This window comes from Streptomyces sp. NPDC016677 (assembly GCF_055562815.1).
In genome coordinates this window covers 106,174-119,037 of sequence record NZ_JBVHEO010000010.1, presented here as the reverse complement: position 1 = coordinate 119,037, position 12,864 = coordinate 106,174, and the positions used below count along the sequence as shown (strand labels likewise).

Annotated in this window: 10 protein-coding genes; 3 read left to right on the top strand and 7 right to left on the bottom strand. The window is 73.5% G+C overall.

Going from position 1 to position 12,864, the window contains the following annotated elements; all coding sequences use genetic code 11:
* Positions 1-20: 20 nt before the first annotated feature.
* The 6 genes from ACZ3IG_RS24890 to ACZ3IG_RS24865 all read right to left on the bottom strand — a co-directional run bounded on the left by ACZ3IG_RS24890 (position 21) and on the right by ACZ3IG_RS24865 (position 6,694).
* A complete protein-coding gene (locus ACZ3IG_RS24890) occupies positions 21-1,139 on the bottom strand; it encodes a DegT/DnrJ/EryC1/StrS family aminotransferase (RefSeq protein ID WP_467434750.1) in 1,119 nt (372 codons plus the stop codon).
* Positions 1,136-1,843, bottom strand: a complete 708-nt coding sequence (locus tag ACZ3IG_RS24885) for an acetyltransferase (RefSeq protein WP_467434749.1) — start codon at positions 1,841-1,843, stop codon at positions 1,136-1,138. Before ACZ3IG_RS24885 ends, ACZ3IG_RS24890 begins: the two co-directional genes overlap by 4 nt.
* Complete coding sequence (locus ACZ3IG_RS24880; RefSeq protein ID WP_467434747.1) at positions 1,840-2,982, bottom strand: DegT/DnrJ/EryC1/StrS family aminotransferase; 1,143 nt, start codon at positions 2,980-2,982, stop codon at positions 1,840-1,842. The genes ACZ3IG_RS24885 and ACZ3IG_RS24880 overlap by 4 nt, the downstream gene beginning before the upstream one ends.
* Entirely contained in the window at positions 2,979-3,953 is a 975-nt protein-coding gene (locus ACZ3IG_RS24875) for an NAD-dependent epimerase/dehydratase family protein (RefSeq protein WP_467434746.1), read from the bottom strand. Before ACZ3IG_RS24875 ends, ACZ3IG_RS24880 begins: the two co-directional genes overlap by 4 nt.
* 37 nt (positions 3,954-3,990) lie before the next feature.
* Complete coding sequence (locus tag ACZ3IG_RS24870; RefSeq protein WP_467434745.1) at positions 3,991-5,040, bottom strand: Gfo/Idh/MocA family protein; 1,050 nt, start codon at positions 5,038-5,040, stop codon at positions 3,991-3,993.
* Between the two features lie 214 nt (positions 5,041-5,254).
* The gene (locus ACZ3IG_RS24865; RefSeq protein WP_467434744.1) at positions 5,255-6,694 is read right to left on the bottom strand and encodes a sugar transferase; all 1,440 of its coding nucleotides are present in this window, start codon (positions 6,692-6,694) and stop codon (positions 5,255-5,257) included.
* A gap of 348 nt (positions 6,695-7,042) precedes the next feature.
* On the opposite strand from ACZ3IG_RS24865, the gene ACZ3IG_RS24860 reads away from it, so the two are divergent.
* From ACZ3IG_RS24860 to ACZ3IG_RS24850, 3 genes are read left to right on the top strand one after another with little or no spacing between them, the layout of a single operon-like run.
* Positions 7,043-7,927, top strand: a complete 885-nt coding sequence (locus tag ACZ3IG_RS24860) for a glycosyltransferase family 2 protein (protein ID WP_467434743.1) — start codon at positions 7,043-7,045, stop codon at positions 7,925-7,927.
* A gap of 25 nt (positions 7,928-7,952) precedes the next feature.
* Positions 7,953-9,308: an MFS transporter gene (locus ACZ3IG_RS24855; RefSeq protein WP_467434742.1), complete on the top strand. Its 1,356-nt coding sequence runs from the start codon at positions 7,953-7,955 to the stop codon at positions 9,306-9,308.
* Positions 9,309-9,351: 43 nt separating this feature from the next.
* Positions 9,352-10,374 carry a TolB family protein gene (locus tag ACZ3IG_RS24850; protein ID WP_467434740.1) on the top strand — a complete coding sequence of 341 codons (1,023 nt, stop codon included), beginning with the start codon at positions 9,352-9,354 and terminating at the stop codon, positions 10,372-10,374.
* A gap of 227 nt (positions 10,375-10,601) precedes the next feature.
* Here the strand turns inward: ACZ3IG_RS24850 and ACZ3IG_RS24845 are convergent, their stop codons facing one another.
* Positions 10,602-12,821, bottom strand: a complete 2,220-nt coding sequence (locus ACZ3IG_RS24845; protein WP_467434739.1) for an MMPL family transporter — start codon at positions 12,819-12,821, stop codon at positions 10,602-10,604.
* Between the last annotated feature and the right edge of the window lie 43 nt (positions 12,822-12,864).

Below are 12,864 nucleotides of genomic sequence, written 5' to 3'. Positions count from 1 at the left end.
GCACCTCTCAGCGTGCCGCGTCAGCCGTCGAGCGCGTGGGCGAGCGCGTCCACGACACGTTGCTGCTGGTCGGGGGTGATCTGCGGGTAGAGCGGCAGGGACAGGATCCGGTCCGCCGCCCGCTCGGCGTTCGGGAAGGCGCCGCGGGCGTGGCCGAGGTGGCGGTAGGCCGGGGTGAGGTGGACCGGGGTGGGGTAGTGCACCCCGGCGCCGATGCCCTCGGCGTTCAGCTTGCCGACGACGTCGTCGCGGTCGGCGCCGGTGATCTGGACGACGTACAGGTGCCACACGTGGGTGTTGCCGGGTTCCGTCACGGGGAGGACGACGCGGCCGGCCGCCGCGAGGCCGGCGAGGAGGGTGTCGTAGCGGGCGGCGGCGGTGCGGCGGGCCGCGTTGCCGTCGGCGAGGCGGGCCAGTTTGGCACGCAGGACGACGGCCTGGAGACCGTCGAGGCGGCTGTTGAAGCCGGGCACGTCGTGGCGGTACTTGGCGACGCCGCCGTGGTTGGCGAGGGCGCGCACCAGGCCGGCGGTCTCCGCGTCGTCGGTGAGGACGGCGCCCGCGTCGCCGTAGGCGCCCAGGTTCTTGCCCGGGTAGAAGCTGGTGGCGGCGATGTGGCCGCTGCCCGGGGTACGGCCGTCGCGGGCCGCGCCCTGGCACTGCGCGGCGTCCTCGACGATCCGGACGTGCGCGGGCAGCCGGTCCGCCAGCGCGGTGACGTCGGCCATCTGCCCGTACAGGTGGACGGGGACGACCGCGCGGGTGGCCGGGCCGACCGCCGCGAGCGCCGCCCCGGGGTCGAGGAGGTGGCTGTCGGGCAGGCAGTCCGCGAGGACCGGGCGGGCTCCGACGCGGGCCACCGCTCCGGCCGTGGCGATGAAGGTGTTGGCGGGCACCACGACCTCGTCGCCCGGGCCGACGCCGACGGCGCGCAGGGCCAGTTCGAGGGCGTCGGTGCCGTTGGCGGCGCCCACGCAGTGCGCGACGCCGCCGAAGCCGGCGTACTCGCGCTCGAAGAGGCGGACCTCCTCGCCGCCGACGAAGGCGGTCTGCGCGAGGACGCGGTCGAATCCGGCCCGTACCTCGTCGGCGACCTCCTCGTGGGCCGCCTTGAGGTCCACCAGCGGTATCCGGTTCATCTGACAGGTCCCCCCTGTGCGGGCTCGGTCCGTGTGTCGAGTGCGGCTTCGGCGAGCGCGGGCGGCGGCGCGGCGCGCAGCCGTCGGGCCGGGCTCCCCACCCAGACCTCGCCCGGCGGCACGTCACCGAGCACACCGCTCCCCATGCCGATCAGCGACCAGGCGCCGACCGTCGTGCCTTCCCTGACCAGGGCGCCGGACCCCGCGTAGGCGCCCCTCGCCAGGCGTGCGCCGCCGCCGAGCCGCACGCCGGAGGCGAGCGTGGCGAAGTCCTCGACCACGTCGTCGTGGGTGAGCACCACCTGCGGCATCACCGCGACGTGCGCGCCCACCCGTACCGCGGCGGTCAGCGCGCAGTGCGCGAGCAGGACCGAGCCAGACCCGATGGTCGAGGTGGCGGAGACCGCCGCCGTCGGATGGACGACGGTCGCGTAGCGCTCCTCGGGCAGGCCGAGGCGGCGGACCAGGCGGGCGCGGGCCGCGTAGTCGCGGGGGTTGCCCACGCAGATCACCACCCGGGCCTCGGGCAGGCCGTGGACGAGGTCGCAGCCGCCGAGGACGGGCACGCCGTCCGTCTCGGTGCCGTGCAGGGCCGGGTCGTCGTCGAGGTGTCCGAGCAGCTCGAACTCGCCCGCGGCCAGCACCGCCTGGGCGGTCTCCCGGGCGAATCCCCCCGCGCCGACGATCACCAGTGGGGTGGTCATGCCGGCGCCCGTTCGCGCAGTACCGCCACGACCCGGTCCTGCTGGTCCTCGGTCATGGTGTGGAACAGCGGCAGGATCAGCGAGTCGCGGCTGATCCGTTCGGTGACCGGCAGGGGGGCGGCCGGGTGGCCGGCGTAGGCGGGTTCGAGGTGGGCGGCCATGATGCCGCGCCGGGCGGAGACGCCGGCGTCGGCGAGCGCGCCGAGCAGGCCGTCCCGGCCGCCGGGGAAGTCCTCGTCGAGGAGGACCCAGTAGGACTGGAAGTTGCCCTGTCCGTGCCCGGGGTCGCTCACGGGGGTCAGACCGGGGACGTCGCGCAGCAGCTGTCCGTAGCGGGCGGCCAGTTCGCGGCGGCGGGCGATCAGCGCGTCGAGCCGGCCGAGCTGGACGAGGCCGACCGCGGCCTGGATGTCGGTCATCCGGTAGTTGAAGCCGACCTCCAGGTAGCTCTCCAGTACGGGCCGGCCGCTCGCGTGGCGTTCGGCCGCCGAGGCGTTCATGCCGTGTTCGCGCAGTCGGCGCAGCCGGGCCGCCCACTCGGCGTCGTCGGTGGTGACCATGCCGCCCTCACCGGTGGTGACCAGCTTGCGGGGGTGGAAGGACCAGGCGGCGAGCAGCGCGCCGTGGCCGACGGGTTTGCCGCCGACGGTGGAGCCGATGGCGCAGGCCGCGTCCTCCACCAGGGGCAGGTCCCAGTCGGCGCAGGCGGCGCGCAGGGCGGGTACGTCGGCCGGTACGCCGCCCTGGTGGACCGCCAGGACCGCCTTCGTACGCGGGGTGCGGACCGCGTCCACGGTGGCCGGGGTGAGGTTGCCGGTGGCGAGGTCGACGTCGGCGAACACGGGTTCCGCGCCCGTGTGGCGCACGGCGTTGGCGGTGGCGATGAAGGACAGCGAGGGGACCACCACCTCGTCGCCCGGTCCGATGCCGAGGACGACGAGGGACAGGTGCAGGGCGGTGGTGCAGGAGCTGACCGCGACGGCGTGCTCGGCGCCCACCCGCTCGGCGAAGGCCCGCTCGAAGGCCGCGACCCGGGGTCCCTGGGCGACCCAGCCGGACAGGACGGCCTCGGAGGCGGCCCTGGCCTCCTCCTCGCCGAGCCACGGGATCATCACCGGGATACGGTCGGTGCCGCTCACTGGGCCGCCTCCCGCTCGGCGCGCCACCACTGCACCAGGTCGCCGAGGCCGGTGCGCAGGTCGATCCGGGCGGTGAACCCGAGCCGTTCGGCGGCCCGGGAGGTGTCCGCGAGGCGCCGCTCGACGCCGTTCACCGAGCGGGCGGGCCCGTGCACCGGATCGAGGCCCTGGGCGCCCATCGCCTCCAGCAGGCCCTGGGCCAGCTCCTTCAGGGAGGTCTCGGTACCGCTGGCGATGTTGAACACCTCGTCGGTGACGTCCGACTCGGCGGCCAGCACGTTGGCCCTGGCGATGTCACGGACGTCGACGAAGTCCATGGTCTGGGTGCCGTCGCCGAGGATCAGGGGCGGCTCGCCCGCCTCGATCCGTTCCATCCAGCGGATGAGGACCTCGGTGTAGAGGCCGTGGATGTCCATCCGGGGGCCGTAGACGTTGAAGTAGCGCAGCGCCACGTAGTCCAGGCCGTACATGGCGTGGAAGCTGCGCAGCATGCCCTCGTTGAAGGCCTTGGCGGCGCCGTAGAAGGTGTCGTTGTTGTAGGGGTGGTGGCGCTCGGTGGTGGGGAAGGTCTCGGCCATGCCGTAGACGGAGGCCGAGGAGGAGGCGACGACCTTGGAGACGCCGGCCTCGGCCGCCGCCTCCAGGACGTTGAAGGTGCCGTCGACCAGGACCTCGTTGGCCAGCCGGGGTTCTTCCGCGCACTGGGTGATGCGGATGGCGGCGAGGTGGAACACCAGGTCGGCGCCCTCGGTGGCCTTCCGTACGGTGGTGGCGTCCCGGACGTCGCCTTCGACGATCTCCACGACGCCGCCGGTCAGGGCCCGGGCGAGATTGGCCCGCCGGCCCCGGACGAAGTTGTCCAGGACCACGATCTCGCGGGCGCCGCCCTCAGCCAGGAGGTCGACGAGGTGCGAGCCGATGGTGCCCGCTCCCCCGGTGACCAGGATCTTCTTGCCGCGTACGGTGCTCAACTGCTGTGCCCTCTCAGTGTGGTGGAACAACGGCCGGTCAGCGCCCGGCGCGCAGGCCGACGACGGCGCCCTTGAACTCCAGGCTCCGGGACGCCGCCTCAAGGATGTCCAGCACCCGCAGCCCCGCCCGGCCGTCGGTCAGCGGCGCCCGGCGATCGCGGATCGCGTCGGCGAACTCGTCGACCATGGAGCGCAGCGCCTCCTTCTCGGTGAGGGCGGGCGCGACCATGTCCCCGGAGCGGTAGGAGACGAGCATGTCGCGCCGCTCGTCCGCGCCGATCTCCTGGGGCGAGGCGAGGTCCACACCGCGGTCGTAGATCGCCACCCGCTGCAGGGGGTTGAGGTCGTCCCACAGGAGGGTGCGTTTGGCGCCACCCACCATGGTGGTGCGGACCTTGGTCGGCGACAGCCAGTTGACGTGCACGTGGGCGATGGCCCCCGTGTTGAGCTGGAGCGTCAGATAGGCGACGCAGGCCTGTCCGGCACCGATCGGGTCGGCGCCGTGGGCGGCGACGGCGACCGGCTCGACGTTGTCGGGCAGGATGAAGTCGAGGATCGACAGGTCGTGCGGGGCGAGGTCCCACAGGACGTCGATGTCCTTCTGGACGAGGCCGAGGTTGATGCGGACCGAGTCGACGAAGTGGATCTCGCCGAGTTCGCCGGAACGGACCGCCTCCCGGATGCGGCCCACGGCGGGGGTGTAGCAGTAGGTGTGGTCGCACATCAGGGTCAGATCGCGCTCCCGCGCCTCGGCCACCAGGCGTGTCCCGTCGGCGTAGGTCGCGGCGAGGGGTTTCTCGACGAGGACGTGCTTGCCCGCGCGCAGGGCGGCCAGCGCGATGTCGAGGTGGGTGCCGGCGGGCGTGGCGACGGCCACGGCGGCCACCTCGGGGTCGGCGAGGACGGCCGCGTAGTCCGCGGTGGCCTGGACGGTCGAGTAGCCGCCGAGGACCCGCCGGGCGCGCTCCACGTCGAGGTCGCACAGCCAGCGCAGCCGGAAGCGGTCGCTGGCCTGGAAGTTGCGTACGAGGTTGGGCCCCCAGTAGCCGGCGCCGACGACGGCGACCCCCAGCGGCTGCCGTGGCACGGCTGTCTTCTTTCCTCGGTCCATCAGCAGACCCCCCGGTCCGTCCGTAGTGCCCGGTCCATCAGTGATTCCCGCTCCGTCCGCGGACGCGGGTCCGGTGACGGGCCCCATCCGTCCACGGGCCTCGATCTGTCCGCGGACCCGCGGTCGTTCCGTGGTTCGTGGTTCCCGGTCCGGCCGCGGGCCGCCCGCCCTCTCCCCGGGGCCCCGTCCATCAGTAGGCCCCCGTCCCCCGCACCACCGCGGACCCGGTCCGCAGCAGGATCGACAGGTCGAGGCTCATCGACCAGTTGTCCACGTATCCGAGATCGAGCCGGACGGCCTCCTCCCAGGGCAGGTCGGAGCGGCCGCTGACCTGCCACAGTCCGGTGAGGCCCGGTTTGACGAGCAGCCGGCGTTTGATGTCCGGCGAGTACTCCTCGACCTCCTCCGGCAGCGAGGGGCGGGGGCCGACCAGTGACATGTGGCCCCGTACGACGTTGAGCAGCTGCGGGAGTTCGTCGAGGGAGCTGCGGCGCAGGAACGAGCCGACGCGGGTGACGCGCGGGTCCTGCTTCACCTTGAACAGCAGCCCGTCGCTGTTCTGGTTGAGATGGCGCAGCTCCGCCCGCAGGGCCTCCGAATCCGGCCGCATGGTGCGGAACTTGAGCATGGTGAAGTGGTCGCCGTAGCGGCCCACGCGCTGCTGGCGGAAGAACGCCGGCCCGGGACTGTCGAGACGGACCACGAGAGCGACGACCAGCATGGGCAGCGCGAGCAGCAGCAGGAGCACGGCGGCGAGGGAACGGTCCAGCAGTTCCTTGGGCAGCCGGGCGGTCCGCGAGAGGTTGGGCGCCTGGATCCGCACCAGCGGCACTCCGCCCACGGGCCGGACCGCCAGCCGGGCCGCCGAGATGTCGGAGACCATCGGGACCAGCAGGAAGTCGACGCCCCGCGCGGCCGCCGTCCAGGACATCCGGCGCAGGACGGAGGCGTGCAGACCGGGTGTGGGGAGCACCACCACGGTGCCGACGCCCAGGGCGCCGACCGCGTCGTTCATGTCGTCGACACCGCCGAGCACGGGCAGTCCCGTTCGGCGGATCTCCGTGGCGTTCTCCGGGTCGCTCAGGCACACCCCGGCGACCCGCAGTTCCTGGACGCCCTCGCGCCGCAGCACGGTGACCAGCTCCAGGATGTCGCGCGCCGGCCCGACCAGCAGCGCCTGGCTGCGGCCCCGGTCCCGCGCCCAGCGCCGGTGCAGCCGGCGGCGCAGCGCGTACCGGGCCGCCGTGCCGGTCACGGCCACCGGCACAGCGGACATGATCATGTCATGAAGAAGGTCCGCGTCATGGGTGAACAGCCAGTAGACGGCCGCGGACAGGGCCGGGAGCGCCACGGCGCCGCGCACCACCCGCCGGTACTCCTCGGTACCCAGCCCCAGGGCACCTCGGTCGTAGGACCGGTGGGCGAGCATGATCGCGATCCAGGCCGGCGGCAGCACCAGGGCCACCGCCCACCGGCCGTACGCACCGTGGACCGCCAACGCCGCGACGGCGGCCGCCAGAGCGTCCGTGATCAGCAGGACCGTCCGGTACTTACGGTCCCAGGGTCTTCGGCGAGCCCGCGGACGCCCACGTTCCACATCCACCGGCTCGTGCGTGACCTCAATGGCCATGGCCCCCCACCACCACACGCGCAACTGTCCCCGACCGCGCACACACGGGTTGTACGGTCACTGGTCCGCGGCCAGGGCTGAATCGGCGCCGACGTGTCTCCTCACACGGTGGCACCGGACGTTCGAAAAGCCGTCAGCGGTTCCCCAACCGCTTCATAGCGCCTGCTCGTTGGTCACTGCTCTGCCACCGGACCGGAGTTCATGGTCGTGTCCGCCATGCCCTCAGCGACACGTTCCCCTCCCTCATCACCGACCCGGCGGACGTCAATCTAGACCATGGAACACAGCCACGGGAACAGTTGGACGAAACACGCCTCACAAGGGTGACACCGACGGCATACTGCCCAGGTGACGAGCATCGTGATCCCGGCACACAACGAGGCGCGTGTGATCGGCCGGCTCCTCGATTCACTGCTGGCCGGCCCCGCCGAGAACTCCGCCGAGAACCCCGCCGAGGACTTCACCGACGACGAGACCGACATCGTGGTCGTGTGCAACGGCTGCACCGACGACACCGCGCGGATCGCCGCCCGACGCGGCCCCCGCGTCCGGGTCGTGGAGATCCCCGTCCCCTCCAAGCACGCCGCCCTGCGCGCCGGCGACGACCACGCCCTCGGCTTCCCCCGGCTCTACGTGGACGCCGATGTCGTGATCACGCGCGCCGGGGTACGCGCCCTGACCGAGCCCCTGGCCGACGACGGCTCCGGCGTCCTGGCCACCGCTCCCGAGCGGCGGATCCCACTGGCCTCCTGCGCCTGGCCGGTACGGGCGTACTACCGGGTGTGGCAACGCCTGCCGGCCGTGCGCGAGGGGCTGTTCGGCCGGGGCGTCATCGCGGTCTCCAGGGCCGGGCACGCCCGCGTCGCCGCACTGCCCCCGCTGATGGCGGACGACCTGGCGGCGTCCCTGGCGTTCACCCCGCGCGAGCGGCTCGTGGTCGGCGCGGCCGAGGTCGTGGTCCAACCGCCGCGCACCTGGGCGGACTTGTTGAAACGGCGGGTGCGGGCGGCGGTGTCCACCGCCCAGGTCGAACAGCGGCAGGGGCCACAGGACGCCTCGGCGCGCACCAGCGTCGCCGATCTGCGGGCCCTCGTCCGCGCGGAGCCGAAGCTGCTCGTGAGCGTCGCCGTCTTCGTCGCGGCGGCGGTCGTCGCCCGCCGCAGGGCCCGGAAGGCCGTCCGGGCCCAGGACTTCGGCACCTGGCTGCGGGACGACAGCAGCCGGCAGGACTGAGCCCACCGCACCGGGAGTCACGCGCATGTACCTCACCGACCGTTCCGCCCCGCCGGCGGACACCGGGCCGGGCCGAAGACGCGGCCCCCGGCCCCGGGTCGCGCCGGTCGTCCTCGTCCTCGGCACGGTCAGCCTGATCACCGACGTCTCCTCGGAGATGGTCACCGCCGTCCTCCCGCTCTACCTCGTCACCACGCTCGGCTTCAGCCCTTTGGCGTTCGGCACCCTCGACGGCGTCTACAACGGCGTCGGCGCGCTGGTCCAGCTCACCGGCGGCCACCTCGCCGACCGCGTACGCGACCACAAACTCCTCGCGGGCCTCGGATACGGGCTGTCCGCGCTGTGCAAGCCACTGCTGCTGCTCGCCGGCAGCGTCGGCACGCTCGGCACGGTGCTGGCGCTGGAGCGCACCGGCAAGGGGCTGCGCACCGCGCCGCGCGACGCGCTGATCTCCCTGTCCACGCCGGTCGCGCACCAGGGCCGGGCGTTCGGTGTGCACCGGGCGATGGACACCACCGGCGCGATGCTCGGCCCGCTGGCCGCGTTCCTCATCCTGAGCGCGGCGGCCGACGGCTACGACGCCGTGTTCGGGGTGAGCGCGTGCGTGGCCGTGCTCGGGGTGCTCGTGCTGGTGCTGTTCGTGCCCGGGCGAGGTGCGGGTACGAGGGCTGGTACTGATGGGGCGGAGAGGACCAGCGGGCCCGGTGAGGCATCCGGGACCAGCGCGCCGCAAGGGGCAGGCGCGACCGCCGGCCCGAGCGCGCCGGGTGCCGGCGCCGCCCGGCCTCCCGTCCGCGTCCGCGAGGCACTGGCCCTGCTGCGCCTGCCGCGCCTGCGGGCCCTCGCCGGCTGTGCGGCGCTGCTCGGACTGACCACCGTCAGCGACGCGTTCGTCCACCTCCTCCTGCAACGCCGCGCGGGCGTCGGCGAGGAGTGGTTCACCCTGCTGCCGCTGGGCACCGCCGTGGTGTTCCTGCTGCTCGCCGTGCCCATGGGCGCGCTGGCCGACCGGATCGGCCGCCACCGCGTGTTCGTCGCCGGGCACCTGGGCCTGCTCACCGCCTACGCCCTGCTGCTGTGGGCCCCGGACACCGGGCTGCTCGTCCCGCTCGTCCTCGCCCTGCACGGCGCGTTCTACGCCGCCACCGACGGGGTGCTTCCGGCCGCGCTGGCCGGAATCGTGCCCGAGCATTTGCGCGCCAGCGGCCTGGCCATCGTCGGCACCAGCCAGGCCCTGGCCCGGTTCTGCTGCTCGCTGGGCTTCGGCGCCGCCTGGACGATGTGGGGCGACGGCCCGGCGCTGGCCGGCTCGGCGATCGGCCTGCTGTGCTGTGCGGCCGTCACCGGCCTGGTGCTGCGGCCCGCCCGCCGGCCGCGCTGACCACCACCGCGACACCCGAGACGCGAGAAGGACACAGACACCGATGACATCCCTGCGCCGCCGCCTGTTCATACTCGCCGCGGCGGTCCTGGTGCTCGCGGGCACGGCGACCGGCATGGTGCTGCGCGCCGCCGACCGCGCCGACCGCGCGGACCGGCCGCGGTCGGGCGACCCCGCCGTGCGCGCCGGCACGGTGACACTCGGGCAGAAGGACCGGCTGGCCTTCGTCAACCAGACCGCCGGCCCGCACCGCTCGGCGGTCGCCTCGGTGCCGTCCACGGACCCCGGAGGTGAGCGGACCGCCTCGGACCTCGACTGCGTGCGCTTCTACGCGGCGGCCGGTACCGGCGTCTGCCTCCAGTCGGACCCCGGTGTGCTCAAGCAGGGCAACCGCGCCCTGCTGCTCGACTCGCGGCTGCGCACCCGGCGCACGTTCGCGCTGGCGGGGACGCCCAGCCGGGCCCGGGTGTCACCCAGCGGCCGCTTCGCCGCCTGGACCGTCTTCGTCTCCGGCGAGTCCTACGCGTCCACCTTCTTCTCCACCCGGACCTCGATCCTGGACACCCGTACCGGGCGGCTGATCCCGAGCCTGGAGACGTTCGCCATCACGCTGGACGGCGAGTCCTACCGCGCCGCGGACGTCAACTTCTGGGGCGTCACCTTCGCGGCCGACGACGACACGTTCTACGCCACCCTCAACACCGCCGACAAGACGTACCTGGTGCGCGGTTCGGTCTCCGGGCAGTCGGTCACCACCCTGACCGAGAACGTGGAGTGCCCCTCCCTCTCCCCCGACGGGACCCGGGTCGCCTTCAAGAAGCGGGTGCTGTCCCGTACCGACCTGTGGCGCGAGTACGTCCTCGATCTGCGCACCCTGCGCGAGACACCGCTCGCCGAACGCCACAGCGTCGACGACCAGGCCACCTGGCTGGACGACGACACCCTCGCCTACGCGCTGCCCACCGACGGCGAGGTCGGCAGCAGCGACCTGTGGAGCGTGCCCGCGGACGGCACGGGGAGCCCCCGGCGGCTGATCACCGGGGCCTCGTCGCCCGCCCCGCTGTAGGCGCCCGTGCCCGGCTGCCCGTCGGCTGCCCGCCCCGCGGCCGAGCAGCCACAGCGGGTACGGTCCGCCGGCCGGCGCGGTCGCGCGCCGGCCGGGATCTCCGGCCGGCGGCACCAGTACCCGGGCGGCCAGGTCGGTGGTGACCAGGACGGCCGCCGCGGTCTTCCCGGGTTCCGCCTCGATGGTGGTGCTGCCCGGGAAGTACTCGGCCGTGCGCGGGAACGTCCTCACCTCACCGGGGTCAGATCGGGCGACGGCACCGCGCTGGGGTGCTGCCGGGTGAGCCGCTCGCCCTCCACGTCGAGGTCGGGCAGGAGCCGCTCCAGCCGGCGCGGCAGGCGCCACGCCCGGTCGCCCAGCAGGGCGAGCACCGCGGGAACGATGGCCATCCGGACGACGAAGGCGTCGAAGAGGATCGCGACGGCGAGACCGAAGCCGATCACCTTGATCATGGACTCGGCCGATCCGATGAAGCCCGAGAACACCGCGGTCATGATCAGCGCGGCGGCGACCACCACCCGGGAACTGGAGCGGAAGCCGGACACGACGGCCTGACCGGGCCGCTCTCCGTGGACGTACGCCTCACGGATCCGGGAGACCAGGAACACCTCGTAGTCCATGGCCAGTCCGAAGACGATGCCCACCAGGAAGACCGGCATCATGCTCATGATGGGGCCGGTCTGTTCCAGGCCGATCAGTTCGGCGCCGTACCCGTGCTGGAAGACCATGACCACGGCGCCCAGCGCGGCCAGGACCGAGAGCAGATAGCCCAGCGCCGCCTTGAGCGGGACGAGGAGGGAGCGGAAGACCAGCAGCAGGAGCACGACGGCCAGGCCCACCACGACGGTCAGGTAGGGCACCAGCGCCGACCGGCACTTCTCCGCGAAGTCGATGTTCACCGCGGTGCTGCCGGTGATCCGGTACGTGGCGCCCGCCCGCCTCTCCACGGCCGGACGGTCGCCGCGGAGGGTGTTCACCAGGTCGATCGTGGCCGCGTCGGTGGGAGCGGTGGACGGGACGGCGGTGACGACGGCCGCGTCGCGGGCCTCGTTGAACCGGGCCGGGGAGACGGACACGATCCCGTCGGTGGCGGCGATCCTCCGGGAGATCAACTCCACGGCGGCTTCGGGATCGTCGGTGCCCTCGGTGTCCACGACGATGGAGAGCGGGCCGTTGAAGCCGGGGCCGAAGCCGTCGGCCAGGGCGTCGTGGGCGCGGCGTTCGGTGGTGGACGTGGGCTTGGCCTCGGCACCGGGCATGCCCAGCCGCAGACCGGTCGCCGGGACGGCCAGCGCGCCCAGGCCGATCACCCCCAGCAGCAGCACGGGAAGGGGGCGGCGCACCACGAGGCGGGCCCAGCGGCTGCCGCGGTCGTCCCCCGCTCCGCCGTGGTTCCGCTCGACGCCCTTCGCGCCTCGCGCCTTCCTCCGTGTCCGGCGGGCGAGGACCGCGTCGGGCCAGAAGCCCAGCAGGGCCGGCACCAGGGTGAGGCAGATCAGGACGGCCACGACGACCGCCCCCGCGGCGGTGAGGCCCATCTTGGTGAGCATCGGGATGCCCGCCACGGTCAGCCCGGCGAGGGCGATGACCACGGTCAGCCCGGCGAAGAGCACGGCCGAACCGGCGGTGCCGGTGGCGAGAGCGGCGGCCTCCTGTGGGACGTGTCCCCTGCCGCGCTCCTCGCGGTAGCGGGAGACGACGAACAGCGCGTAGTCGATGCCGCACGCCAGTCCGAGCATGGACGCGAGCGTGCCGGTGGTCGGCGAGAGGCCGAAGGTGCTGCCGAGGGCCATGACGCCGGTCATGCCGATGCCGACACCGATGACCGCGGTGAGCAGCGGCAGTCCCGCCGCGGCGATGGAGCCGAAGGTGACCAGCAGGACCACCGAGGCCACCAGGAGCCCGGCCACCTCGGCCGACCGGCCCTCCGCGGGCTGGGTGGCCAGGGCGTCACCGCCGGTCTCGACGGTCAGGCCGGTGTCCCGGGCCCGGGCGACGGCCCGCTCCAGGTGTTCCTTGCTCGCCTCGGTCAGGTCCGTGGCCTCCGCCTCGAAGGTCACGGTGGAGTACGCGGTGGAGCCGTCCGCGCTGACGGCCTTCGCCCGGAACGGGTCGACGGCTTGGACCACTTGCGTACCGTCACCGGCTTCGTCGACCAGCTTCTCGATGGCCGCCTTGTGCCGCGTGGCGGTGACCTTCTGCCCGTCGGGGGCGACGAGGACCAGCCGGGCGCTCGCGCCGTCCGCGCCCGAGCCCGGGAAGCGCTCGTCCATCAGGTCGTACGCCCGTTGGGACTCCAGGCCCGGCAGGGCGAACCCGTCGTCAGGAGCGGCCGGCGCCTGGGCGGCGGCGAAGCCGGTGCCGGCCAGGACGGCCAGCCACAGGAAGGTGACGAGCCGGCGCCACCGGAAGGCCCAACGGCCGGTTCGGTACAGGAAAGTTGCCATGGCGGAAAGACGCCTCCACATCAGCGGAACGGAGCACCGGACA